We start from the raw sequence: 24,071 nt of genomic DNA on the forward strand, positions 1-24,071 counted from the left end.
AGCTACTCGAATACTCATACAGTGCAGAGTAAACTTAAAAGCCTTAGATGCCGCATAATATCGCGGCAGAAAGAGGAGAGAATGACTCACACCAATCCAGATACCCTCAGCCGCGGCTCATATAGCAACTCACGCCGCGTAGCCGACATTCTGCGTGCAGAATCAGTCGGCGGTACCGTACTTCTGATTGCGACGGTGCTGGCAGTAGTACTCGCCAACACCCCCGCATCCACCTTCTATTTTGGTCTGCGAGACACCGTTGTTGGCCCGGTCATCCCCGGCTTCAACCACCTGCAGATGAGCATCGGAACCTGGGCAGCAGACGGTCTGCTCGTCGTTTTCTTCTTCCTCACCGGCCTGGAGCTGAAGAAGGAATTCGTGATTGGTGACCTCAAGTCGCCCTCCACCGCTATTGTGCCGATTGCGGCCGCCTTCGGTGGCGTGGCAGTGCCCGCGATTATCTACACGGCGCTGAACTTCACCAGCCCCACCGCTCTGCACGGCTGGGCAATCCCCACCGCAACCGATATTGCGTTTGCGGTGTCTGTTCTCGCTGCCGTGGGTACTTTCCTCCCCTCGGCGATGCGTGTCTTCCTGCTGACCCTGGCAGTGGTCGATGACCTGATTGCGATCTGCATTATCGCGATCTTCTACACCAATAACTTCCACGGCGAGTACCTGCTCTTCGCGCTCATTCCCCTCGCTCTTTTTGCGTTCATTGCCTACCGCGGTGAGACCATGCTGCACCTGAAGCCGCTGGCTGCCTGGCTGCTACTTCTGCCCCTGGGTATTATCACCTGGGCGCTCTTCCTCGAGTCCGGTATTCACGCGACCATTTCCGGTGTGGTTCTCGGCTTCCTGGTGCCCGTGAAGATGTCCGCTCGCTCTGAGGCGGCACAGGCTGAACACGGTCTTGCAGAGGTGCTGGAGCACCGATTCCGTCCCCTCTCTACCGGCATCTGCGTGCCGATTTTCGCATTCTTCAGCGCGGGTGTGGCTGTGGGCGGTTTTGAAGGCCTCGGACGCGCCCTCACCGACTCGGTGGCGGTCGGCATTATGGTCGCACTGGTTGCCGGTAAAACCATCGGTATTTTCGGCACCACCTGGCTCGTGACTCGCTTCAAGAACGCTAACCTCGATCCGGACATCGCATGGATTGACGTGATCGGTCTGGCTGCAACCGGCGGTATCGGCTTCACCGTGTCCCTGCTGGTCGCTGAGCTGTCCTTCCCGCACGGCTCTCCGCACACCGAAGACGCAAAGATTGCGATTCTCGTTGGCTCTGTTCTGGCTGCCATTGTGGGCGCGGCTATCCTGTCTCGCCGTAACAAGCACTACCGTGCCCTGGCTGAGAAGGAAAGCGTGGACGCTGACGACAACGGCATCCCCGACGTCTTCGAGGGCACCTACCGTGACCCGAAGGCTGAAGCCTAGCCAGAACCTCTAAGGTCTACTACCTTCTCTACACCCCGATTCCTCGCTGATAATGATGTCTCACCGCACTACCTCACGTCGCCGTACAGCACGAGCAAGACAGGCGCCTGCGCCTCCCTCAAGGTATGCAGAGATATCAGCACGCGTGGTGATCGGGGTGTATTCTTTTGCCGCGCTACTGACCACGTTCGCGTGGATTATCTCTCCTCTGCGGCACGGTCGCGGCTTCACTTGGTGGGAAGTCACCGCTGACCTGCTGAATATTCCCTCCACGCACACGCTACCCAGCGCCATTACGATGATTGTGCTTGTGTCCGGGCTGATTGTGCGCAAGCGTGCCGCTCTCATTGCCGCCATCGTTTTTCAGGTGCTTGGCGCGCTGATTGCGACCCATAGCGCCTTCACGCTGGTGTTCCCCGCGGGGATTATGCCGAAGGACCGTATTTTCTCCTCGACGGTCGATACGCTCTCCATCGTGTTTGCGTGTGCGCTGGTGCCTTTCCTTTTCTCGATTCGTTCGGCGTTCCCGGCACGCATTGGTCGCCTCTCGTGGGCGGGTGCGGCGGCTACGGCTGTTGGCGGCATCCTGCTGACTACTCTGGTGCTCTGGTACCTCTGCCACATCGGCGTGTGGGAGCCGTTGCGTTTCATCACCCCGTGGGAGCTACTCATGCACGGCATGGGTATTGAGCGTACGCATCCTGGTGTTTGGGCTGCCGATGTGGTGGCTTTCTTAGCGTCGTTTGGTTACGGTGCTTCGCTGGTTGCGGCGCTGTACCTGTTGGCGCGCGGCTACCGTGCCCCGGACGCCTGGACCGGTGAGAAGGAGCTGAAGATTCGCGCTCTGCTGCAGCAGTATGGCGCCAATGATTCACTCTCCTATTTTTCGACGCGCCGCGATAAGCAGGTGATTTTCTCTCCGGATCAGAGGGCGGCGATTACGTACCGTTCGGTGGGTTCGGTGTGCTTGGCGTCGAGTGACCCGGTGGGTGACCCCGATTCGTGGGATGCCGCGATCGAGCAGTGGATGCTACAGGCACGTAGTTACGGTTGGGTTCCTGCGGCGCTGAGCGTGAGTGAGGCGGGTGCGCGCGCCTATAACCGGGCGGGTCTGTCGATTATTCAGATGGGTGAGGAGGCGGTCCTTGAGGCGGATCGTTTCACGCTCAATGACACGTCGATGTTGCCGGTGCGTCAGGCGGTTCAGCGTGTGCGCCGCGGCGGGTATACAGTGCAGATCCGCCGTTTTTCAGAGTTGAACGAGCAGCAGCGTCAGCAGGTTGCGGAGAATATTTCTGCGTGGCGTCATGGGCGTGTGGAGCGCGGTTTTTCGATGGCTCTGAATCGTGTGAATGATCCGGCGGATTCTTCCTCTCTGCTGGTTTCTACGCATGATGAGGCTGGTCAGATGGTGGCCCTACTGTCCTTCGTCCCCTGGGGTCCTATCGGCCTATCGCTGGACGTTATGCGCCGCTCCCCTGATGCACCTAATGGTGTGGTGGAGTTTATGGTGGCCTCGCTCATGGAGCAGGCGGCGTCTTTGGGTGTGCGTCGGGTGTCGCTGAATTTTGCGATGTTTGGCCATATTTTTGAGGCTGCTGATCAGGTGGGTGCGTCGGCGTGGAACCGTTTTGCTTCCCGCTCTTTGGGTGTGCTGGATCGTTTTCTGCAGTTGCGCCGCCTGTATCGTTTCAATCTGAAGTTTGCCCCGCTGTGGGTTCCTCGTTTTTTGGCGACGGAGCCGACGTTGGCGATGGCGAATGTTGTGGTTGCGTCGGGTATGGCGGAGGGCTTTTTGCCGAATCTGTCGGCGCGCCGTTTGCAGGATCAGGAGCAGGTTCTTTCTACAGATGAGCTGGAGGCTCTTCGCCAGATGCAGCTCGCTACTGTGGAAGAGCTTCCTGAGGTGTCGCGTAGCGATCAGACTCAGCATCGTCTGCGCCATCTGGAAGCACTGCGTGCGGCGGGCATGGATCCGTATCCGCTGGGTGGTGAGATACGCAGTAATGGTGCGCCTATTCTGGGCGTGAAGGATGCCCTGCGTATATTCTCTTCTGAAAATATTCCAAATTCAGAATTCATGGTTTCGGGGCGTATTCGCGCGCTTCGCAACCACGGTGGAGTCCTCTTTGCGACCCTGATTGAGGGTGGCGAAACTCTTCAGGTCGTCATGGAACGCAGCCTGGTGGGCGAGCGCCCGTTGAGCCTCGCCTCCCGCAACCTGGATACCGGCGACATCATCATCGTGCAGGGCACTTACGGGGTGAGCCGTAACGGCACTCCATCGCTGATTGCCGCCTCCTGGTACATGGCGTCGAAGAGCCTGCACCCCATCCCCTTCGACTCCTTTACTGACCCGGAGGCGCGCCTGCGTCGCCGTTCCACAGACCTGTTGGTGCATCCGGACCAGATGCAGAATCTGCGCCTGCGTACCGCGGTGATTAAGGCACTGCGTGCCCGCCTGGATGCGGAGGGCTTCCTTGAGGTGGAGACCCCGATTCTGCATACGGTGCACGGTGGCGCGAGCGCGCACCCGTTCCGCACGTATATCAATGCGTACGGTGAGGATCTGACGCTGCGTATTGCGCCGGAGCTGTACCTGAAGCGCCTGGTGGTGGGCGGTAGCGGTCCGGTGTATGAGCTGGGTCGTGATTTCCGCAATGAGGGTGCTGATGCGACCCATAATCCGGAGTTTACGGTGCTTGAGGCGTATCGTCCGTATGCGGATTATGTGCAGATGCGTGAGTTGACGGAGCGTCTGATTAAGGATGCCGCTCAGGCGGTGTTTGGTTCGGTGTCTTTGCCGCTGGGTCGTAAGGCTTCGAGCGAGCGCGTGGTGCGTGATGTGTCGGGTCCGTGGCGTGTGGTGTCGGTGTGTGATGCTCTGTCGGAGGCGCTGGGTCGCCGAGTGGATGTGCAGACGGATTTTGAGGAGTTGCTGGCTTTGGCGCAGCAGCACGGTGTGCGTGTTCACGAGGGTATGGGTCCGGGTGCCATCGTTGAGGAACTGTATGGTGAGCTGGTTGAGGTGCATACGGTGGAGCCGACGTTCTATACGGATTTCCCGGCGGAGACGAGTCCGCTTGCGGCGCCGCATCGTAGTGTTCCGGGTTTGGCGGAGCGTTGGGATTTGGTGATTAACGGCATGGAGATGGGCTGTGCCTACTCGGAGCTGGCGGATCCGCTGGTGCAGCGTGAGCGCCTGACGGAGCAGTCGTTGAAGGCGGCTTCGGGTGACCTGGAGGCGATGGAGGTGGATGAGGATTTCCTTTACGCCTTGGAGACGGGTATGCCGCCGACGGGTGGTTTGGGTCTGGGTGTGGACCGTTTGGTGATGCTGTTGGCTCAGACGCAGATTCGTGGGGTGTTGTCGTTCCCGTTTGTGAAGCCTGAGCGTTCGTAGCCCGACTGATACCCACGCTTCTCCGCTAAGCCCGGTGCGAGGTTTTGTACCTTGTGCCGGGCTTGTTGTGCCCGCCCTGCCGGTGCCGTCAACACCTCCACGGAGTCTATATTTACTCTGTCCATATATTAAGTATTCGTTACATTTTGCATTTGACCCCTTTTTTAAGTTGCTCCGTGAGGGTTGCGCACCCCACAATGAGGTGACTAATCATACGGAGTGTATCTGTCTCCGTTACGCGGCTTTGAGTCCGCGCCACCCAGCAATGTAGCCCACACGTTGTCCGTCTTTCGGATTTGAGCGTGCGGGCTTTTTGCTTTCAAGATTGGAGTGCCGAGTGGATTTTCTTCTGAATATCATCGGGGACATTAATACGCAGACTGCGGAACTGACTTCCTCCGTGGATGCCGTGCAGAACTGGATGTGGAGTAATTTCCTCTACTACGCTCTGATTGCGGCTGGTCTGTACATTACGATCCGCACTCGCGGTGTGCAGTGGCGTTCCATTAAGGAAATGATCCGCGTCCTGGGTGACCCGGTTGCTCGTGAGGCTGACGGTAAGAAGAGCATTTCTTCGTTCCGTGCGTTTACTGTTTCGGCGGCTTCTCGTGTGGGTACCGGTACTGTTGCGGGTGTTGCTTTGGCTATTGCTATGGGCGGCCCGGGTGCTGTGTTCTGGATGTGGGTTATTGCTGCTGTTGGTGCGGCTTCTGCTTTTGCGGAGTCCCTTCTGGGTCAGCTGTATAAGGAGCGCGGTAAGGATTCCTATATTGGTGGTCCGGCGTACTACATGAAGCGCGGTCTGAATGCTCCGTGGATGGGTTACATCTTTGTGGCGTTCATTGTGGTCACTTATGCGTTCGTGTTTGTGGCGGTTCAGACGAATGCTGTGGTGGATGCTGCGGCGAACTCGTTCAGCATTGATGTTTCGGGTACTAACTCGATGGGCTTCCGCATCACTATTGGTCTGATTATGGTGGCGCTGACTGCGGCTATTATTTTCGGTGGTATTCGCGCGATTTCTTCGGTGACTGAGTGGCTGGTGCCGATTATGGCGGTGCTGTATCTGCTGCTGGGTCTGCTGGTTGTTCTGCTGAACATTGGCAAGGTTCCGGAGATGCTGCTGATGATTTTCCAGGGTGCTTTTGGTATTAAGGAGTTTGTGACCGGTGGCGCGATGGGTGCCGTGATTTGGGGTATGAAGCGTGGCCTGCTGACTAATGAGGCGGGTATGGGTACCGCTCCGAACGCTGGTGCGACCGCTACTATTTCTCACCCGGCTAAGCAGGGTTACGTGCAGACTTTGGGTGTTTACTTTGACACCATGATGGCGTGTACTGTGACTGCGTTTATTGTTCTGCTGTCGAACCCGACTTATGGTGATCGTTCTCGTGGTGCGTCGCTGACTCAGTCGGCGTTGGCTATGCAGCTGGGCGATTGGGCGGTTCACTTCCTGACTATCGCGATTTTCATGTTTGCGTTCTCGACTGTGATTGGTAACTACTACTACGGCGAGTCGAATATGCGTTTCGTGACTGAGCGTAAGCTGCCGATGAATATTTTCCGTGCGCTGGTTCTCGTGTTCGTGTTCTTCGGCGCGATTTCTTCGCTGGATCTGGTGTGGACTACCGCGGATATGTTGAATGCCGGCATGGTGATTGTGAACTTGACGGCGGTTCTGTTGATGACTCCGCAGGTTGTTGCGGTGTTGAAGAACTATGAGGCTCAGCGTAAGGCTGGTTTGGAGCCGATTTTCAAGGCTTCGGATATGCCTGAGTTGAAGAATCTTGCGGCGTGGGATGGTACTGATGCGGTGACTACCCGTGAGTTCTGGGCTGAGTATGATGCGAAGGCTGCTGAGCGTCGTGCTGCGAAGAAGGCTAAGAAGGTTAGCCGCTAGTTTGTGAGCCTTGTATAGGCTTTGTGGAGGGTCCGTCCTGCTGTGTGCGGGGCGGGCCCTTTTGCGTGCTTGAGGGGCGTATGGGGCTGCCCATCGGGGTAGGCTCTGAACGCCTCCTTGAACTACCCTGAGGGCTTGTGGATTCCTCCGGGTCTGTATGCTTAGGAAGGATATTAGGAGGGTTTATGGATTGGCATGCCGTACTCGAATTGGTGGTCACGGTTGTTTTTCTGGCAGGTATTGCGTTGGCGCTGCTGTGCTTGGTGACGATTCATCGGAACCCGCATTTTTCGGAGGTGCAGAAGCTGAAGTGGCTTCTGCTGGTGCTGTGCCTGCCGTATGTGGGTCCGGTGACGTGGTTGTTGCGCGCGCGTTTGGAACGTATTGACAGGGAGCGTGCTGAAAACGAGCGTATGGCGCGGGAGCGGGGTTCTGCAGCTGCGTCCGATGGAGTGCCCAATAGCGCCTCGGAGGCTCTTTCTGAACCCTTCACCACCTCTAAGTAACGAAGGTCACACTCTCTCAATTGGACAGCACCGCATGCAGTCCGTATAGTTTTATGTGTTGCCTGCGGTGATACACCGTAAGACACATGCGCGAGTGGCGGAATAGGCAGACGCGCACGGTTCAGGTCCGTGTGCCCGTGAGGGCGTGGGGGTTCAACTCCCCCCTCGCGCACCAACGATCCCCGGTTCGAAAGAACCGGGGATTTTTTCATATCCATAACCAATCCCCCGCTAAATGACGGGGTTCCAGAGCGATGGCGAGTGCATCACCTAAAATAGAATCGGGTGTGTTCATTCACAGGACACACAGCTAACGCACAGACACGCTCGTTAAACTGAGCCTTTCGGATAAAGACCGTTTGCGCGGTCTGTTGCTCGGAATGGTCGTTGAGAAGGAGGCGGCATGAAGTTTTTCGACAAGCTGGGCAAGCTGGAGCAAGGCATCGGCCGCACTGTCGGCCTTTCCAAGGGCTTCGGCACCTTTGCGAAGGCGGATGTCGCTAACCGCGTCCGCATCATGATGGATGACGAGTCCTATGTGGACGGCAGTGGCCGCACTATGGCTCCTAATGTCTATACTCTCCGTTTCGCACCGGTTGATTTCCCTCGCGTGCGCGAGTGGGGCAACCCGTTCGCTGTTGAGCTGTGCGATTTGGCGATTTCGCACGCCCGCGCGCAGGGTTACACCCTGATTGGTGCGGTTCGCGTGACGTTCAACGTTCTTGATTCTCTCTCTGAGGGCGAGTTTGAGGTTGTTGCGACCTTCGAGCCGTTCTCTGTGCCGGAGGCTCCCGCGTCCCCGTCTCTGCGCGGCGCTACTAACTACGCGCCGGTGCGTCCGCCGCGTGAGTCTTCTTTGCCGACCCGCATTACGAAGCCGGCTGCTCAGCCGGCTCAGCCTGCACCCAGCCCTGCCCCTCAGCAGGCTCCTGCGCCTCGCCTGAACATGCCTGTAGCGCCCCCTGCGGCGGCTCCCCGTTTCTTCTTGGAGATTGAGGGTCGCATGCACCCGGTGAACCACCTGCCGTTTGTGCTGGGCCGCGGTTCTGATGCTGATTTTCGTCTGGACGATAAGGGTGTTTCTCGCCGTCACCTGCAGCTTTCGATGCAGGGTGGTGCGGTGGTCGCCACCGATATGGGTTCTACCAACGGCACGTTGATTAATGGTGCGCCTCTGCGTGCGCCGGTGGTGCTGGCGAACGGTTCGCTGCTTCGCATGGGTAATACCCGCATCATCTTCCATAGTTCGACCGGAGGTGTCCGTTAATGGCGTCCGAACTGACTGTTACTATCCTTCGTTACGCTTTTCTGGCGCTCATCTGGTTCTTTGTTTTCCTGGTGGTTTCGGCTGCTCGCCGTGACCTTGGTTTGGGTAAGAACTATCGTGCGGCGCCGGTTGATGCAGTTCCGGAGGCTACCCATATTGTGCCTCCGCCGACTCGCCCTTCGCAGCTTGTGATTACTGCCGGTGCGCAGGCTGGCGCCATGATGCAGCTGGGCGACCAGCCGATTACTATTGGCCGCGCTAATGACATTGAGGTGTCTCTGCAGGATGATTACGCCTCGGGTCGCCATGCGCGCCTGTTCCCTCAGGGTTCCCGTTGGTTCCTGGAGGATTTGAATTCTACTAATGGTACGTTCGTCAATGGCGAGCGTCTGACTCGTGCGACCCCGATTGAGCCCGGTGATGATTTCCGCGTTGGCGGTACCACCATGCAGTTGAGGGGCTAGTGTATGAAGATCGCTTTTCGTTTTGAGGCCCGCTCTGATACGGGTCTGAAACGCTCGAAGAATGATGACTCCGGCTACGGTGGTCGTTTCCTTGCTGTCGTTGCTGATGGCATGGGCGGTCACGTGGGCGGCGATGTTGCGTCGGCTACGACGGTTTTGAATTTGACTCCGCTTGACCACCCTGACTTTGAGGATGGTACCGGTAGCGTTTATCTGGCTGATGAGATTCAGAGCGCGAACCTAATCATTAATGAGCTGGCTGCTAATGACCCTCAGCTGGCGGGTATGGGTACGACCTGTACTGCCCTGCTGATTGATGGTGATTGCATTGAGTTCGCCCATATTGGTGATTCGCGTGCGTATCGTCTGCGTCCGGGTGCTGATGGCGAGTTTGAGCAGATTTCTACTGACCATACGTTTGTGCAGCGCCTGCTCAATGAGGGTCGTATTACCCCGCAGGAGGCGGAGAACCACCCGCATAAGAACGTGATTATGCGCGTTCTGGGTGATGTTGACGCGTCCCCTGAGCTGGAGTTGAAGACTCTGGACGCTGTTCCCGGCGAGCGCTGGGTGCTCTCTTCTGACGGTTTGGATGCTGTGGTGTCCCTGTCGGAGATTGAGCAGGTCATGCGTTCTACCGATGACCTGTCTGAGATTGCTGACACTCTGATTGCGATGACTTTGGAGCGTGGCGCTCCGGATAACGTGACGGTTGTGTCCCTGCAGGTGATTGACCGTGAGGTTCTGCCGGTGGATGAGCCGGTGGGTCCTTCGAGCCTGCCTGAGTCTGCTCTGCCTGATTCGATTGTGGCGGAGCAGGAGGTCAGCACGAACACTCAGAAGCTTCCCGAGGTTGCTGCCACGGCTGAAGCTGCTGAGGCTTTTTTGGGTGCGCACCATGATGAGGACTCTGAGGAGCATCATCGTCGGTCGTTGCGCCGTTTCCGTCGTGCTCGTGACTTCTCTGGCACCCTGTTGCACAGCGGTTCTGGGGCGGTTCGTCACCATATCGGTACGTACGATAACGCCGTGGATGCGGCTCTTACGAATGCTGCGATCTTGCGTAGCGAATTGGGTTCCCGCCCGCATCAGCTGGTTGGTGCTGCTTCGGTGGCTACTGAGACCGGCATGATTCCGGCGGTTACTTCTCGTACCCTGGAGCATCGTGCGACGGTGGCTCAGCGTGTGCCTTTGAAGGTTGAGTCTGATGAGGCGGCCCTGCCGGCTGAGCTGGAGGAGCTGATTGCTGAGGACACTGAGGAGCGTTCGCGTCCGAGGTCGTGGCCGATTCGCCTGTTTATTACTCTGCTGGTTGCGGCTGTTTTGACGTTGGCTGCGTGGACCGGTCTGCGTTATGTAGAGCGTAGCTACTATGTGGGTGAGAGTGACGGCACGGTTGCGGTGTACAACGGTATTCCGCATGCGTTGGGCCCGATTCGCCTTTCTCACGTGGTGGAGAATACCGATATTCCTACGAGTGAGCTGAGCGATCATACGCGTTCTTTGTTGCGTAATGCGATTACGGCGAAGGACCTGGATGATGCGCACCAGATTGTGTCTCGTTTGAAGACTCAGGCGGATCAGACGCGTGAGAAGGCTGAGCAGGCTGCAGCGTCTGCCTCGGCTTCCGCTTCCGCTTCCCCGAGCTCTGCGGCACCCAGTGAGGCTCCGAGCTCTGAAGCACCGGGCTCTGATTCGGCATCCCCGGCTCCTGAGCAGGCTTCTTCGGAGGCTCCTGCTGCGGTAGGCGGTGAGAATAATGGCTAAGTTCTCGTTCCGTCGTGAGTCGGATGCGCCTCGTGCACGCCGTTTCACGGAGCTTTTCCTGCTGGTTTTGGCGGTGGGTATCAGCTCGTTCGGCATGTATCTGATTGATCCGGAGCATGCTTTTGATACGTCGAAGAGCCAGTGGTTGCCGTGCACGGTGGTGCTGGGTGCCGGTGCTCTTCTGATTCACCTAGTCATGCAGTTCCGCGCACGTTATGCTGATCCGTTTATTCTGCCGCTGGTGGTGGCGCTGAACGGTATTGGTTTGACCATGATTTATCGTCTGGACCCGCAGATTGCGGCGCCGGTGGGTGATGGTCAGCTGATGTGGACCGGCGTGTCTATGGTGCTGTGCGCGATTATCGTGTTCGTGCTCAGGGATTACCGTCTGCTACGTAAGGTCACGTACACCTCGCTGGTGTTGTCGATGATTCTGCTCATCATGCCGCTGGTTCCGGGTCTGGGTATGGAGCTTAATGGTGCTCGTATTTGGATTCATATCGGTAACCGCACGTTCCAGCCGGGTGAGGTCGCGAAGATTACTTTGGCGATTTTCTTCGCCGGCTATTTGGCGACGCACCGTGACCTGATTCTGGTGGCTGGCCGCCGTATTGGTCCGATTAATCTGCCGCGTCTGCGTGATTTGGCGCCGGTGTTCTTGGCGTGGATTGTGAGCCTGGGTGTTCTGGTGTTCCAGAAGGACCTTGGTTCGGCAATCATGTTCTTTGGTCTGTTCATGGCGATGCTGTACCTGTCGACCGGTCGTATTTCGTGGCTGGTGGTTGCGGGTATCGGTATGGCTGTGGGTGGCTATTTCGCGTACCACTATGTCTCGCACGTGCACGCCCGTATTTATGCGTGGGTGCATGCTTTTGATCCGGAGATTTACCAGGCGTCTCCTGGCGGTTCGGGTCAGATTCTGCAGGGCGTTTTCGGCCTGGCTTATGGCGGTCTTTTTGGCCGCGGTTGGGGTCAGGGCCGCGCGAACCTCGTCCCGTACGCTAACTCGGACATGATTATTTCCTCGTTGGGTGAGGAGCTGGGCCTGGTTGGTCTGGGCGCGATCCTGATGATGTTCATGCTCCTGGTTTCGCGCGGTTACCGTGCGGCGTTGGGTACTCGTGATGGTTTCGGTAAGCTGCTGGCTGCTGGCCTGTCTACGGTCATGGTTCTGCAGCTGTTCGTGGTGATTGGCGGCGTGACTCGTTTGATTCCGCTGACTGGTCTGACGACTCCTTTCATGTCTGCCGGTGGCTCCTCGTTGGTGGCTAACTGGATTATTGTGGCGCTGTGGTTGTCTATTTCTCATAGCGCCCGCGCACCTCACCTGGTGGCTGGTTATGATGCTCCGCAGGGTATTGACCATGCGGACACTAGCTACGAGCCGGAGGGTGCTACTAGCGTTCTGGCGCGTATTACGGCTAAGGATTCTGGAGGTGAGAAGAATGGATAGGGCTATTCGCCGCATGTGGATGTCTGCCGCGTGCGTGTTTGTCCTGCTGATGGGCACCCTCAGCTATATTCAGTTCTTCGATTCGAAGACTCTGATGAACAATCAGTGGAATTCCCGAGCTCTCTACGATAATTACGGTTCGGCACGTGGTTCGATTGTGGTTGATGGTACGGAGATTGCTTCGTCGGTGAAGTCCGATGATGAGTACAACTACCAGCGTGTGTATAACCACCCGCTCAAGTATGCGGCTCTGACGGGTTACTTCTCCACGATTTATGGCGCGACCGGTTTGGAAGCTGCTATGGATAAGGAGCTTGCGGGCACGAGCGATAGCCAGTTCTATGACCGTGTGGCGCAGCTGTTCAGTGGTTCTTCCGCGCAGGGCGCTAGCGTGGAGCTGACGATCAATTCGAAGCTTCAGGATATTGCGTATAGCGCTCTGCGGGGCCGTAAGGGTGCTGTGGTGGCGATGAACCCGAAGACCGGTGAGATTCTGGCGATGGCTTCTTCGCCGTCCTATGACCCGAATCTTCTGTCGGCTCATACGAGCTCTTCGGTTTTGGCGAATTATCAGGCGCTGACTTCTGATGAGGACAGCCCCCTGTTTAACCGTGCGATTGCCGGTAATACTTATTCGCCGGGTTCGACCTTCAAGATTATTGATGCGGTGGCGGCGCTGGAATCCGGCAAGTACAACGCGTCTTCGGTCATTGCGAATCCCGCCCAATTGCCTCTGCCGGGTACGAACATTAGCCTGCCGAACTATACTGGCGGCCAGTGTGGAACCCGCACTCAGGCGACAATTGAGTGGGCTTTGGCTCAGTCCTGTAATACGCCGTTTGCGCAGATTGCGATGGACTTGGGTCAGGAGCGTATCGCGAAGACCGCTGAGAATTTTGGTTACGGCCAGGATTTGAAGATTCCTTTGACAGTTTCTAAGTCGTCTTTCCCGTCGAATCTGACGCAGAGCCAGCTGGCTCAGTCGGCGATTGGTCAGTACGACGTGAAGACCACTCCGCTGCAGGTGGCGATGACTTCTGCGGCGATTGCGAATGGCGGCGTGCAGATGAAGCCGAACCTGATTCGTTCGGTGAAGACCAGCAACCTGAGCACTTTGCAGGAGTTCTCTCCTGAGAAGCTGCGTACCTCCACTAGCCCTGAAATTGCTAACCAGGTAAAGCAGTGGATGGTGAATGCGGTTGATAATGGTATTGCACGTAATGCTGGTGTCTCCGGTGTGAAGGTGGCGGGTAAGACCGGTACCGCGGAGACCACCGCAGGTTTGAATAATTCTTGGTTTACCGGTTTCGCGCCGGCTGATGATCCTCAGATTGCGATTGCTGTGGTTTATGAGGATATTGACGTGGCGACCGGTGCCCAGTTGGCAACCAGTACTAGTAAGCAACTCTTTGAGGCGGTGTTGAACAAGTGAGGCCTGCGGCTGATATCACTTTGGGCGGGCGCTACACCCTAACCGAACGTATCGCGATTGGCGGTATGGGCGAGGTGTGGAAAGCTCGCGACAAGGTGCTTGGGCGCATCGTTGCGGTCAAGATCCTCAAGGAGGAGTACACCGGTGACCCGGGCTTCTTGGAGCGTTTCCGCGCTGAGGCCCGTAATACGGCGCTGTTGAACCACCCCGGCGTAGCGAATGTTTTTGACTACGGCGAGGAGGACAACTCCGCGTACCTGGTCATGGAGCTGGTGCCGGGTAATCCGCTCTCGAGCATTATCGAGCACGAGACTACCCTGCCGCCGGACCGTGTTCTGAACTTCATTGCTCAGACCGCTCGCGCGTTGGCTGCGGCTCATTCGCAGGGTCTGGTGCACCGTGACGTGAAGCCGGGTAACCTTATCATCACCCCGGATGATCGCGTGAAGGTGACTGATTTCGGTATTGCTCGTCTGGCTAATCAGGTGCCGTTGACGGCTACCGGCCAGGTGATGGGCACCGCCCAGTATTTGGCGCCGGAGCAGGCAACCGGTCAGGCTGCTACCGCATCTTCGGATATGTACTCGTTGGGCATTATTGGTTATGAGTGCCTGGTGGGTCGTCGTCCGTTTACGGGTGAGTCGCAGATTGCGATTGCGTTGGCTCAGGTGAATGATCCGCCGCCGCCGCTTCCGGAGACCATCCCGGCTCCTGCTCGTGCGCTGATTATGTGCTTGTTGGCGAAGGACCCGGCTCAGCGTCCTAAGGATGCGACCGCTCTGGCTTCTGCGGTGGATGCGATTCGTCGCCGCGATCTGAAGGCAGCGGTGAAGGCTGTTCCTTCTTTGGCTCAGTTCTTGGCTGAGGAGAATGCTGACGACGGTACTGTCGCTATGACTGCGATGGATGTGGCGGCGGAGCCGATTAGCGCTTCTGCTACTCCGCGTTTTGGTTCTGGTGGTCGTTTCTCGCCGGAGCCGACGACGGCGCCTATTCCTCGTACGGGTGCGCAGACCATGCGTCCGGCTTCGGGTCGTGTGAAGGCTGCTGTTGCCCCTCCGGCTAAGCGTGGCCCGAACGTGTGGATGTGGGTTGCTCTGCTTCTGGCAATCGTGCTGATCGCTGGCGGTATTTGGACAGTCCTCTCCTCCAATAATGGTGGCGGTTCGACTGATCCGGTTCCGAGCGCTTCTTCGTCTGTTGTTCCGACGAACACGGGTACCGTTTCTACGGTGGAGCCGACTGAGTCTGCTTCTGCCCGTGCTGCAAAGCAGAAGGTGACCATCAACGCGATTAACTATGAGGGTCGCGAGCTGCAGGACGCAGTGAACGAGCTGAAGAACCTTGGTCTGTCCCCCAAGACTGAGGGTGTTGAGTCTACTCAGCCGGAGAACACGGTGATTTCGGTTTCTCCGACGGGTACTTTGGAGCAGGGTAATAGCGTGACTGTTCGCTATTCGACCGGTCCGAAGTCGGTGACTTTGCCGTCGAATCTTGAGGGTAAGAACGTTGATGAGGCGTCGAAGGCTGTTGCCGCTTTGGGTGTGAATGTTTCTCTGCATTATGAGAATTCGGACACTGCGGCCCCCGGTACGGTGCTTCGTACTACCCCCTCATCTGGCACCAAGGTTACGGTTGGTAGTAATGTAGACATGTATGTGGCCTCTTCCAGTTCGGGTAGGGGTTCGAGTGCGAGCGCTTCTGCTGCACCGTCTGCGTCGGCTTCTGCTTCCGCTTCTGCGTCGGCGCGTTAGCCCCTACATTTTGATTTAGTTTTAGTCTTAGTGATCCAGGAGAACTTATGGACCTGTCGGTTCCCGACACGGTTGATAACCGTTACAAGGTACTCGAGGTAATCGGTACCGGTGCGATGGCAACCGTTTATGCTGCTGAGGATACTCGCCTCGGCCGCAAGGTTGCGCTTAAGATTCTGCGCCCGGAGCAGGCCCAGGACGATACGTTCCGCGCACGCTTTAAGCGTGAGGCGGAGGCTGTGGCGTCTCTGAACAATCCTGCGATTGTTGCTGTCTATGACACCGGTTCGTATAACCCTTCGCAGGATGGTGGGGAGTCTGCTTCTTCGGAAGAGGGCACCGCTATTCCTTATATCGTGATGGAGTACGTGGAGGGTCATACTCTGCGTTCCATCCTGTCCCGTGGCGGCCACCTGCCGGTCCGTGATGCTTTGGGTTATTCCGAGCAGCTGCTGGGTGCTTTGCAGTACAGCCACTCGATGGGCATCATTCACCGCGATATTAAGCCGGCGAATATTATGGTGCTGGAGCGTACCAGCGAGGATATCGCTAAGGGTCAGCCGGGCCAGATCAAGGTCATGGATTTCGGTATTTCCCGTGCCATTGAGGAAGCTGGCGAGGCGCTGACCAAGGCTAATGTGGTGATGGGTAGCGCACGCTACATGTCCCCTGAGCAAGTGAGCGGCAAGGAAGTTGACGCCCGTAGCGACCTGTACTCTGCTGCTTGCGTGATTTACGAGATGATTGCTGGTCGTTCTCCGTTTGACGCTGAGTCGAATGTTGATCTCGCGGCTAAGCATCTTTCGGATGCCCCTGAGCCTCCGAGCAAGTTCACCCCGCTTGAGGTTCCTGCTGGTCTGGATGCTGTGATTCTGAAGGGTCTGGCGAAGAACCCGGATGAGCGTTATCAGAGCGCGGCTGAGTTCGCTCAGGCTCTGGTGTCGGTTGTTCGCCCGGGTGAAGAGACCGTGGTGCAGGATGCAGCGATGACTACTGCTTTTGTTCCTTCGGCGACTACTGCTTCCCTGGGTGAGGATTACGCCCCGTACACCACCTCGATTACTGAGGCTTCGGTGGAGGATGGCGGCCTCAACGGCTTCTTCGAGTATGAAGACGATGAGGAACTGTACGACGATGAGGAGTACGCAGAGTACGATGAGTCTTCGCCGCGTAAGCGTGCGTGGGTTCGTTTCCTTGTGGGTACTCTGATTGTGGCTCTGCTGGTTTTCAGTGTCGGCTCGGTTCTGTACTACCAGAACAAGCTCAATGAGGTTCCGCAGGTTCAGGTTCCGGCTGTGGTGAATGTTTCCCGCGATGATGCCGATAACCAGCTGCGTAACCGAGGCTTCGTGGTGGAGTACCGTCAGGGCTACTCGGACAACATCAAGAAGGGCGACGTTATCAACGTTGAGCCGGGTGTCGGTTCTACGGTTAATAAGGGCTCGACCGTGGTTGTGACTGTTTCGAGCGGTCCGGAGAAGGTCAAGTTGCCGGATAACCTGCAGGGTCAGAGTGAGGCGTATGTCCGTAACGCTCTGAAGGACCTGGGTCTGGTGGATGGCCGCGTCTCCACTGTGGAGAGCGCTTCCGTTCCTGCCGGTATGGTTGTGGAGCTGTCCCCGGAGAAGGGCTCGACCGACGATAAGGGCGCTCAGACCGTTGAGGCTGGTAGCACCGTGAACATTGTCCTGTCCTCCGGTAAGGTAAAGGTCCCCTCGCTGGTGGGTCTGACCAAGGATCAGGCGATTGCTGCTCTGACCGCTCAGGATGTTCTGCTGAACACCAACATTGAGACTGTTCAGACTAACGAGCGTCCTGCGGGCACTGTGCTTTCGCAGAGCTCTGCGGCGGGTACTCTGGTGGCTCAGAACAGCACTGTGACGATCCGTGTGGCTGCTACTCCGACTCAGACGACCGCTCCGACTACTGCGGCTACTCAGCCTGCGGCGGCGACCGGTAACCAGAACGCTACTACTGGTAACCAGAACCAGCAGCGTTCTACCGCGGCTAACCAGCAGGCTACTCAGCCTGCGGCGGCGACCGGTAACCAGAACGCTACCACTGGTAACCAGAACCAGCAGCGTTCTACCGCTACGGCTACTCCGGCACCGGCTGCGTCCGCTACTGCGGGTACCCGTACGATTCAGGGTACTAACGCGAATACCAATGCGAACAACGCTAATAATGCAAACGCTAACGCCCGCTAAGGGGTTCTAGCGGTTAGCAAAAGGGGCGGCGCTCCACACCGTTGGGTGTGGGGTGCCGCCCCTTTTCGCGTATCTGGGCTTGTTCGTGTATCTGGGTTTGCTCGTAGCTAGGGGTCCAGATATAGCTATCGCCTCCAGTTTCCCTGTAGCGTGTCTGCTACGGGGCTTCTGGAGGCGATATAAGCCGTTGAGGGCTTCTTAGGCTAGAAGTACTAGGCCATGAGGGGCGAGAGGCTCTTAGCGCGCTCTGCGGCTCCCTGCAGGCCGGTTTCTTCGAGCCAGTTGCCGAGCATGAGGTATCCGCTTTCGGTCAGGACCGATTCGGGGTGGAACTGCACGCCGTGCATGGGGGCCTCGCGGTGGCGCAGGCCCATGATGATGCCGTTGTCGGTGGTGGAGGTGGTTTCCAGGACCTCGGGCATGGTTTCGGGTATAACCGCCAGGGAGTGGTAGCGGGTCGCGGTGAAGGGGCAGGGCACGTCCTTGAACACGGAGACGTTCTCGTGCACGAGGCGGGAGGTCTTGCCGTGCATCAGCTCGGGGGCGTGGGTGACGGTGCCGCCGAATGCCTCCGCGATGGCCTGGTGGCCGAGGCAGACACCCAGTAGCGGCTTCTTCGCTTCGGCTGCCCAGCGGATGGTGTCAATGATGACGCCTGCCTCTGCGGGGGCACCGGGGCCGGGAGAGACAAGCACGCCATCGTGTTCTTCGGCGAGCTTGATGACTTCGGCGAGCTCGTATTCGTCGTTACGGATGACGGTGGTTTCAGCGCCGAGCTGCTGGATGTAGCCGACGAGGGTGAAGACGAAGCTGTCGTAGTTGTCGATAACAAGGATGCGGGTCATGGCACGTCCTTAGCGCTAATGGTTGATGGTGACGTTCAGGTTGAAGGGGCCGTACTCTGCGAAGTGGGGGAAGACGAATTCCATGAGCAGGTAGACTACGGCGAGTATCAGCACGATGGCGATGATGATGCGAACCCACAGGGGGCCGGGAAGGTGGCGGAAAATCCATGCGTACATCTGCTTTTCCTCTCAGATTTAGGATCCTGCAACGGAGGCGGCAATTTCTGCGGGTGCTCCGGCTGCGGCGGGCTGCCAGGATTCGAGGCGGGCGTGGACAATGTATCGTTCGGTGTCGCCGTAGCGCGGGTGGCAGGTGGTGAGCGTCAGGAGGCGCTCGGTGGGTGCTACGCCGGGCTGTCCGGGGACGGGTTCGATGACTTCTACCTGGTCGGGTTGCACGATTTCGTGGCTGTAGACGGTGTAGGTGTAGTAGCCGTCTTTGGTACGCACGTAGATGTGGTCGCCTTCGGTGAGCAGGTCGATGTCGTTGAGGACTTTACCGCGGGTTTGGCGGTGGCCTGCGAGGGAGAAGTTGCCGACCTGTCCGGGCATGGCGCTTCCTTCGTAGTGGCCGAGTCCGAGGGAGTCGAGCACGTCGGAGCTGGTGCCCTGGGTGGCGGGGCGCTGGTAGTCGGATCCGAACTTGGGGATGTAGACGACGCCGAAGACTTCACCGTGGCCGGGTTCGCTCAGACCTGCGGGAGGGGTGTTGGGGTCCCAGTCGGGGACGGGTTCGCCGGGATTGGAGTCGAATTCCTGAACGAGGGTGCTGACGGCTTGGGATTGGGTGCGGTCGGCGTCGATGTTGGTCCACCAGAGTTGCCAGGCAACAAAGAGCAACAGTAGGAGGCCGACGGTGATAAGGAGTTCGCCTGTAATCTGGATGATCCAGTGCAGCACGGTGCGGGGGCGGCGCTCTGCGGTGGGTGCCGTTCCTTGGCTCATGCGTTCTCCTTTGTCCTTTGGGTTGTGTATGTTCTTGGGCGCCGGGTGGCGTTCCTTATCTTTCAACGCACGGAGAAGGTGAAATCATCCCGTAAGTCTGCAAAGATAGGTGTGAACATATATTTTTAGGTTACCCATACAACAATAAGCGGAGGAAGTATGTCGACCAACTCGGCTAAGGCATCGTCCAAGAAGAAGTCTCAGAAGTCTGCTAAGTCTGAGGTGGAGGATGCAAGCGAGCTGCGTCTGCGTGAGATTGCTCGTGAGATGGAGAGCGGCACGCAGCTGAAGGAGCAGACTCCGTTGTGGTACCGAGTGATTATGTTCTCGCTGCTGGCGGTGGGCATTCTGTGGATTATTGTTTTCTACATTACGCAGGGCCTGTTCCCGATTCCTGATTTGGGTATGTGGAATGTGAGTGTTGGTGTGGGCGCCATGATGGTGAGCATGCTGATGATGACTCGTTGGCGCTAGAGTTTTAGGCGTTATGACTTAGGCGTTAGAGCTTATAGAGAGGCGGCCGTCCCGTGTGGGGCGGCCGCCTCTGTATGTGTGGTGGGGTGTTATAGGGTTTTATTACCCGGTTCTTATATTCTTATATAAGAATATAGTCTAGTCAGACATATATTTTTAACAATTTGGTTAATTTCAGAATCTTGAATCAATGAACCCTTTAGTAGATTAGGTCGCCTCGTGCCGCTTCGTGGACGCGGCGGGTTACGGTCTCCATAACGGGCGAGTTGATGTTCCAGCGCTGCCAGTAGAGGGGGAATTCTACCGGGGTTGCGGCGAGCTTCACGAGGTGCCCGCTTTCGAGCTCTTCGGCGCATTGCGCCTCAGGAATGAGACCCCAGGCAATACCGGAGCTGACGGCTCGCGCATAGTCCGGAGATGAGGGAATGTAGATGGTGGGGCTTTGGGTGAAGGTTTCTTCAGCCTCTAGACCTACCTCTTTTTCGATGAGGGCTCGCGCCACATCCTGCACAAAGTCTTTACGGTCATATTCGACGACGGGGGCACGATTGAGCTCTTCGCGACTCATGGTCTTGGGCCAGCCGGGCAGGTACCGCTGCACGAAGTCGGGGGTGGCAACGCACCAGTAGCGTGCCACACCGAGGGTTTCGACGGAGCAGCCGGGGATTTTTTCGGGTTTGGAGGTGATGACTGCCATGACTTCTCCGGATCGGAGCATAGCGGAGGAGTGGAATTCGCCTTCTCGTCGCAGGTCACAGAAGATGCTGTCTTCGCGGCTGAGGATTCCTACGGCGTCGAGGAACCAGGTAGCGAGTGAGTCGGCGTTGACGGCAACGGAGACGCTCTGGAAGCCGCCGGCGCCCATGAGTTCGCGTTCCATTTCTTGCTGCAGGAATTCGCTTTGTCGGGCGATGCGCAGTACGCTTTGTCCGGCGTCGGTGGGGGTGACGGGGTTGCTTCGGCGTACCAGGACTTTTCCGGCAATCTGTTCCATGGCTTTGATGCGCTGGGAGATGGCGGAGGGGCTCACTCGCAGGATATCTGCTGCCGCGTCGAAGGTGCCGTATTCAATGACGGTGGCGAAGGTGGTGAGCTGGTCGGTACTGAAACGTGTCATAAGAATATCTTACGCAGTGTGAAAATATTTAGATAGATTTAGGGTCCTTTTTCCCGTATTCTCGTCTCTGGCACTTCACACTTCAGCTAACGCAGGCTTTATCCCTGCGTCGCGAGCTTTTGCCTGGCAAGCTGGTAGTAAGAGAGCCGCTACCCACCACTGCGTACGCGGGTTCATACCCCGTTTGATCAACAGAGAAAGTTTCACGATGTCCGCATCCCTCTCCCTGCTGTTTCTGGGTGCTACCACCACGATTTCTTTGGTGGCGGCTATTGGCGCCCAGGGAACTTTTGTGCTGCGTCAGGGTATTTTGGGTCGGCATATTACCCCGATTATTATTTTCTGCATTCTGTCGGATGCTCTGATGATTGGTTTGGGCGTTGTGGGTCTGGGTGCCCTGTTGGATGCGGCGCCGTGGTTTATTGAGGTGTTCCGCTACGTGGGTGCGGCGTTTTTGGCGTGGTTCGGCTACGAGTCGGCGAAGCGTGTTTTCATCCCGCATGCGGTTGTCGTTGAGGAGGGTACCGAGGATGCGCAGTCTTTGAAGGCGGCCCTGCTGACCACGGCGGCGGTCACCTACCTCAACCCGCTGGCATGGTTGGACACAACGATTTTCCTCGGTTCTCTGGCTAATACGCAGGGCGATCCCGGCCGCTGGTGGTATTACCTGGGATGCTGCTGCGGTAGCGTGCTGTGGTTCCTCATGATTGGCTACGGCTCACGAATTTTACGTCCGCTCTTTGCCCGCCCGGAGGCCTGGCGTGTACTTGATGCGGCGGTGGCCCTACTCATGGTGTATCTGGTATTCAACCTGCTGACAGTGAACCTGTCGACTCATTAGCTTTTATCCCCCTGACTTGCCTCTTTATGCTTTGTCAGTCTCTTTTTCAGTGCTCTTCTCCTCTTCGAGGGGTATGAGCACTTCATTTTTGGGCATGGTGAGTAGGCCCAGGTAGATATCGCGAATGATCAGGATGTGTTTGATTCGCTCAATCATGGGCTTGAGGAAGCTTCGGGCGTATTTTTCGTCGCTACTGGTGGTTGCAACGAAGTTGAGCCCGGAGAACACGGCAACGATCATGGACACCTTGATGACGACGGCGTTGATGTTGGTGTCTACGCCGAGGATTTTGAGGTGTTCGGGTTTGATGCTCATCCAGGATTCGATGGTGGTGTCGCTAATGGCGATGGACGAGAAGCCCATGAAGAATCCGAAGACGAGCAGCATGAAGAGGGTCGCCTGAATGATCTGCCCGATCATGGGGATGATGATGAGGTTGCTCCAGGGCGCGATTTTGAGGGGTCGGTGTTCGAGGATTTTCTTCTCTTCGACCCAGTCTTGGGCAGTGTTCCAGATTCCGCCTTCGAGGGCTGCGGCATACTCGTAGTCGTTGTCGCTAAAGCGTGCGATGTCGTCGCCTCTGGAGCGCCCCAGCAGGCGCGCTGTGCGTTCCAGGGAGGTTGTGACGACCACGAACACGGCGAGTAGCCCCATGAGGCCCAGAACCGCCCAGGTCCGCGGGAAGCTGAGTCCGTTGGCGAGCTTCCAGAGGTCTGCGTTCACGAAGATAAAGAGTACGGACACCATGAGTACGGGCAGTACTTTCGCGATCATGGGCGACAGGGATGCGAGCTGGTGGATGGCGTGCTTGAGGGACCAGCCGAGTACGGTATCTACGCCCAAGAAGATGGCGAGGTAGATTCCGATAACAATCAGGGGGAAGACCTGTCCGCCGTCATAGACGAAGTCTATGCCTTCAAGGGTGCTTGCTTCGAAGACGCCGGTGGTGAAGAGCATTCCGGCAAAAAGTAGGGTAAGAATACCCGTGGTGATTTGAACCCACTGCGGGGTACGGACCATCAGCATGTGAGCAAGAGCGATGAACGCACCGGAGATAATCGGCATAACGAGGAAAATCCCGCCGAGTACGAGCACTGGGAGTACTTCGTTGCTGAGGGCGCTATCGCTTGTGAGAGCTTTGATGTAGTTCGGTAGGGAACCCTTCACGTCCTCTACGACGAAGAGGAGAATGTCGCGCAGGAAGATATAGCAGATATGCATGATGCCAGCCCACAGGATCCACGGCACGGAGCGTGGGAACGCATCGAGAGCACGTTGACGGGCAGGAATAATGAGGGGCACGCCCTGTTTACGGAACCAGATATTGCTCTGCTTTAGCATGTCAGCCCTGGTGTAATGGTGAGGTTGCGCCTCTTCTGCTGTGGCTTTAGTACGCAGCCGCGCCCAGATGGGGCGTGCGTCCTTCTGCTGCGGGGTGTTCTGGTCCTGTGTGCTCATGACATACCACTCTACAGGGGTTGAGAACCTCTTTTATCCGAAGGCCCCTATAGCTCTTCTCGCTGGAGTTCAGTTCCAATGAAACGACTGTAGGCACCCATAAGTAGGGCTGCTGCTGCTTCCTGTTCAGCGTAGATGCCCAGTTCCTCGTCTTCACGACCAGTGTAGGTGCCGCTACTGATTTCGAGCAGGGATAACGGTCCTTCTGCGGTCTCCGGTGCCAGGGCATCCAGGATGAAGCTCAGGCTTTCTTCTGATTCTTCAGCTACTCCCAGGAGGCGTCCCAAGTGTGTACCCGGGTAGGGTGCGATGGTGAGGACGTCTTCGTTCTCGCATTGGATAATGCGTGCGACAGGAATGATATCCCCGGCTGCGGTCTCTTCGAGCAGTAGCTCAGTGGAGAGGTCGATATGGCTTTCCTCGCTCTGTAGGAGCTGCCTGGGCCACCAGAGGTGAATGTATTCGGTCAGTGCCGCCCAGGTTTCGTGAGGCTCCAGTGTGCTCTCTACGTAGAGGGCTGCCGTTCGTTCTTCACCGTTGTGTTGGTGCTGCTGATCGACGGGCTCTGGTGCGTGGGAAAACATGGGGTAGTGCATGGTTCTACTCTATCCCAGTGTGTCTGTGAAGAGCATTCTTCCTTGTAGTCAGAGCCATAGACAAGGGTCTGAGGGTACAAAAAAAAGGGGGCAGACCCATGCGGGTCTGCCCCCTTTCTAACTTTAGCTGTTAAAGCAAAAGAGCCCGCGCAAGCGGGCTCTTTTTATTGCCTATTGGATTGTTATCCAAAAACCATACAGTGAACGC

General features: G+C 57.2%; 19 protein-coding genes and 1 tRNA gene. 14 read left to right on the forward strand and 6 right to left on the reverse strand.

Annotation, left to right across the window (positions count from 1 at the left end; genetic code table 11):
• Nucleotides 1-81 precede the first annotated feature (81 nt).
• From nhaA to pknB, 12 genes are all read left to right on the forward strand, one after another.
• Complete coding sequence (gene nhaA, locus HMPREF2749_RS06810) at nt 82-1,434, forward strand: Na+/H+ antiporter NhaA (RefSeq protein WP_049341966.1); 1,353 nt, start codon at nt 82-84, stop codon at nt 1,432-1,434.
• 52 nt (nt 1,435-1,486) lie between these two features.
• Complete coding sequence (gene lysX / locus HMPREF2749_RS06815; protein ID WP_080975569.1) at nt 1,487-4,837, forward strand: bifunctional lysylphosphatidylglycerol synthetase/lysine--tRNA ligase LysX; 3,351 nt, start codon at nt 1,487-1,489, stop codon at nt 4,835-4,837.
• Between the two features lie 337 nt (nt 4,838-5,174).
• Nucleotides 5,175-6,737, forward strand: a complete 1,563-nt coding sequence (locus tag HMPREF2749_RS06820) for an alanine/glycine:cation symporter family protein (RefSeq protein ID WP_049345755.1) — start codon at nt 5,175-5,177, stop codon at nt 6,735-6,737.
• 185 nt (nt 6,738-6,922) lie between these two features.
• Nucleotides 6,923-7,243, forward strand: a complete 321-nt coding sequence (locus tag HMPREF2749_RS06825) for a PLDc N-terminal domain-containing protein (protein WP_070593875.1) — start codon at nt 6,923-6,925, stop codon at nt 7,241-7,243.
• Nucleotides 7,244-7,331: 88 nt separating this feature from the next.
• Nucleotides 7,332-7,418 (forward strand) — tRNA-Leu (locus HMPREF2749_RS06830).
• Nucleotides 7,419-7,646: 228 nt separating this feature from the next.
• Nucleotides 7,647-8,510: an FhaA domain-containing protein gene (locus tag HMPREF2749_RS06835; RefSeq protein WP_070593878.1), complete on the forward strand. Its 864-nt coding sequence runs from the start codon at nt 7,647-7,649 to the stop codon at nt 8,508-8,510.
• On the forward strand, nt 8,510-8,974 hold the full coding sequence (locus tag HMPREF2749_RS06840; protein WP_049341961.1) for an FHA domain-containing protein FhaB/FipA: 465 nt from the start codon (nt 8,510-8,512) through the stop codon (nt 8,972-8,974). Before HMPREF2749_RS06835 ends, HMPREF2749_RS06840 begins: the two co-directional genes overlap by 1 nt.
• Before the next feature lie 3 nt (nt 8,975-8,977).
• On the forward strand, nt 8,978-10,741 hold the full coding sequence (locus HMPREF2749_RS06845; protein WP_049341960.1) for a PP2C family protein-serine/threonine phosphatase: 1,764 nt from the start codon (nt 8,978-8,980) through the stop codon (nt 10,739-10,741).
• Complete coding sequence (locus tag HMPREF2749_RS06850) at nt 10,734-12,194, forward strand: FtsW/RodA/SpoVE family cell cycle protein (RefSeq protein ID WP_005507381.1); 1,461 nt, start codon at nt 10,734-10,736, stop codon at nt 12,192-12,194. The genes HMPREF2749_RS06845 and HMPREF2749_RS06850 overlap by 8 nt, the downstream gene beginning before the upstream one ends.
• Nucleotides 12,187-13,626: a peptidoglycan D,D-transpeptidase FtsI family protein gene (locus HMPREF2749_RS06855; protein ID WP_070593880.1), complete on the forward strand. Its 1,440-nt coding sequence runs from the start codon at nt 12,187-12,189 to the stop codon at nt 13,624-13,626. The genes HMPREF2749_RS06850 and HMPREF2749_RS06855 overlap by 8 nt, the downstream gene beginning before the upstream one ends.
• The gene (locus tag HMPREF2749_RS06860) at nt 13,623-15,380 is read left to right on the forward strand and encodes a protein kinase domain-containing protein (RefSeq protein ID WP_070593882.1); all 1,758 of its coding nucleotides are present in this window, start codon (nt 13,623-13,625) and stop codon (nt 15,378-15,380) included. The genes HMPREF2749_RS06855 and HMPREF2749_RS06860 overlap by 4 nt, the downstream gene beginning before the upstream one ends.
• A gap of 47 nt (nt 15,381-15,427) precedes the next feature.
• Nucleotides 15,428-17,587, forward strand: coding sequence for a Stk1 family PASTA domain-containing Ser/Thr kinase (pknB, locus tag HMPREF2749_RS06865; RefSeq protein WP_070593884.1), 2,160 nt, complete (start codon nt 15,428-15,430; stop codon nt 17,585-17,587).
• A 212-nt stretch (nt 17,588-17,799) separates the two neighbouring features.
• Here the strand turns inward: pknB and HMPREF2749_RS06870 are convergent, their stop codons facing one another.
• The 3 genes from HMPREF2749_RS06870 to HMPREF2749_RS06875 are packed head-to-tail and all read right to left on the reverse strand — an operon-like array spanning nt 17,800 to nt 19,377.
• Nucleotides 17,800-18,432 carry an aminodeoxychorismate/anthranilate synthase component II gene (locus HMPREF2749_RS06870; RefSeq protein ID WP_070593885.1) on the reverse strand — a complete coding sequence of 211 codons (633 nt, stop codon included), beginning with the start codon at nt 18,430-18,432 and terminating at the stop codon, nt 17,800-17,802.
• A 15-nt stretch (nt 18,433-18,447) separates the two neighbouring features.
• Nucleotides 18,448-18,609, reverse strand: a complete 162-nt coding sequence (locus HMPREF2749_RS09300; RefSeq protein ID WP_005507386.1) for a hypothetical protein — start codon at nt 18,607-18,609, stop codon at nt 18,448-18,450.
• Between the two features lie 18 nt (nt 18,610-18,627).
• On the reverse strand, nt 18,628-19,377 hold the full coding sequence (locus HMPREF2749_RS06875) for a class E sortase (protein WP_070593887.1): 750 nt from the start codon (nt 19,375-19,377) through the stop codon (nt 18,628-18,630).
• A 159-nt stretch (nt 19,378-19,536) separates the two neighbouring features.
• Here HMPREF2749_RS06875 and HMPREF2749_RS06880 point away from each other — a divergent pair, with 159 nt between their 5' ends.
• Complete coding sequence (locus HMPREF2749_RS06880) at nt 19,537-19,851, forward strand: cell division protein CrgA (protein ID WP_005507388.1); 315 nt, start codon at nt 19,537-19,539, stop codon at nt 19,849-19,851.
• A gap of 199 nt (nt 19,852-20,050) precedes the next feature.
• On the opposite strand, the gene HMPREF2749_RS06885 is transcribed toward HMPREF2749_RS06880, so the two are convergent.
• Complete coding sequence (locus HMPREF2749_RS06885) at nt 20,051-20,968, reverse strand: LysR family transcriptional regulator ArgP (RefSeq protein WP_049350261.1); 918 nt, start codon at nt 20,966-20,968, stop codon at nt 20,051-20,053.
• 208 nt (nt 20,969-21,176) lie between these two features.
• On the opposite strand from HMPREF2749_RS06885, the gene HMPREF2749_RS06890 reads away from it, so the two are divergent.
• Nucleotides 21,177-21,809 (forward strand): LysE/ArgO family amino acid transporter, encoded by a 633-nt coding sequence (locus HMPREF2749_RS06890; protein WP_044150899.1) that lies wholly within the window; start codon nt 21,177-21,179, stop codon nt 21,807-21,809.
• Nucleotides 21,810-21,833: 24 nt separating this feature from the next.
• Here the strand turns inward: HMPREF2749_RS06890 and HMPREF2749_RS06895 are convergent, their stop codons facing one another.
• Both HMPREF2749_RS06895 and HMPREF2749_RS06900 read right to left on the reverse strand, forming a co-directional pair.
• Nucleotides 21,834-23,267, reverse strand: coding sequence for a D-mannonate dehydratase (locus HMPREF2749_RS06895; protein WP_070593888.1), 1,434 nt, complete (start codon nt 23,265-23,267; stop codon nt 21,834-21,836).
• Between the two features lie 47 nt (nt 23,268-23,314).
• On the reverse strand, nt 23,315-23,851 hold the full coding sequence (locus tag HMPREF2749_RS06900) for a GTPase (RefSeq protein WP_231840270.1): 537 nt from the start codon (nt 23,849-23,851) through the stop codon (nt 23,315-23,317).
• Between the last annotated feature and the right edge of the window lie 220 nt (nt 23,852-24,071).

It is taken from the genome of Rothia sp. HMSC075F09 (assembly GCF_001810515.1).
GTDB lineage: Bacteria > Actinomycetota > Actinomycetes > Actinomycetales > Micrococcaceae > Rothia.

Excerpts from the sequence above, each read along its gene's own strand:
- HMPREF2749_RS06900 (WP_231840270.1), bottom strand. The coding sequence starts at position 23,851 with ATGTTTTCCCACGCACCAGAGCCCGTCGATCAGCAGCACCAACACAAC.
- HMPREF2749_RS06895 (WP_070593888.1), bottom strand. The coding sequence starts at position 23,267 with ATGAGCACACAGGACCAGAACACCCCGCAGCAGAAGGACGCACGCCCC.
- HMPREF2749_RS06855 (WP_070593880.1), top strand. The coding sequence starts at position 12,187 with ATGGATAGGGCTATTCGCCGCATGTGGATGTCTGCCGCGTGCGTGTTT.
- HMPREF2749_RS06825 (WP_070593875.1), top strand. The coding sequence starts at position 6,923 with ATGGATTGGCATGCCGTACTCGAATTGGTGGTCACGGTTGTTTTTCTG.
- lysX (WP_080975569.1), top strand. The coding sequence starts at position 1,487 with ATGATGTCTCACCGCACTACCTCACGTCGCCGTACAGCACGAGCAAGA.
- HMPREF2749_RS06885 (WP_049350261.1), bottom strand. The coding sequence starts at position 20,968 with ATGACACGTTTCAGTACCGACCAGCTCACCACCTTCGCCACCGTCATT.
- HMPREF2749_RS06845 (WP_049341960.1), top strand. The coding sequence starts at position 8,978 with ATGAAGATCGCTTTTCGTTTTGAGGCCCGCTCTGATACGGGTCTGAAA.
- HMPREF2749_RS06875 (WP_070593887.1), bottom strand. The coding sequence starts at position 19,377 with ATGAGCCAAGGAACGGCACCCACCGCAGAGCGCCGCCCCCGCACCGTG.
- HMPREF2749_RS09300 (WP_005507386.1), bottom strand. The coding sequence starts at position 18,609 with ATGTACGCATGGATTTTCCGCCACCTTCCCGGCCCCCTGTGGGTTCGC.
- HMPREF2749_RS06870 (WP_070593885.1), bottom strand. The coding sequence starts at position 18,432 with ATGACCCGCATCCTTGTTATCGACAACTACGACAGCTTCGTCTTCACC.
- HMPREF2749_RS06840 (WP_049341961.1), top strand. The coding sequence starts at position 8,510 with ATGGCGTCCGAACTGACTGTTACTATCCTTCGTTACGCTTTTCTGGCG.
- HMPREF2749_RS06880 (WP_005507388.1), top strand. The coding sequence starts at position 19,537 with ATGTCGACCAACTCGGCTAAGGCATCGTCCAAGAAGAAGTCTCAGAAG.
- nhaA (WP_049341966.1), top strand. The coding sequence starts at position 82 with ATGACTCACACCAATCCAGATACCCTCAGCCGCGGCTCATATAGCAAC.
- HMPREF2749_RS06835 (WP_070593878.1), top strand. The coding sequence starts at position 7,647 with ATGAAGTTTTTCGACAAGCTGGGCAAGCTGGAGCAAGGCATCGGCCGC.
- HMPREF2749_RS06850 (WP_005507381.1), top strand. The coding sequence starts at position 10,734 with ATGGCTAAGTTCTCGTTCCGTCGTGAGTCGGATGCGCCTCGTGCACGC.
- pknB (WP_070593884.1), top strand. The coding sequence starts at position 15,428 with ATGGACCTGTCGGTTCCCGACACGGTTGATAACCGTTACAAGGTACTC.
- HMPREF2749_RS06890 (WP_044150899.1), top strand. The coding sequence starts at position 21,177 with ATGTCCGCATCCCTCTCCCTGCTGTTTCTGGGTGCTACCACCACGATT.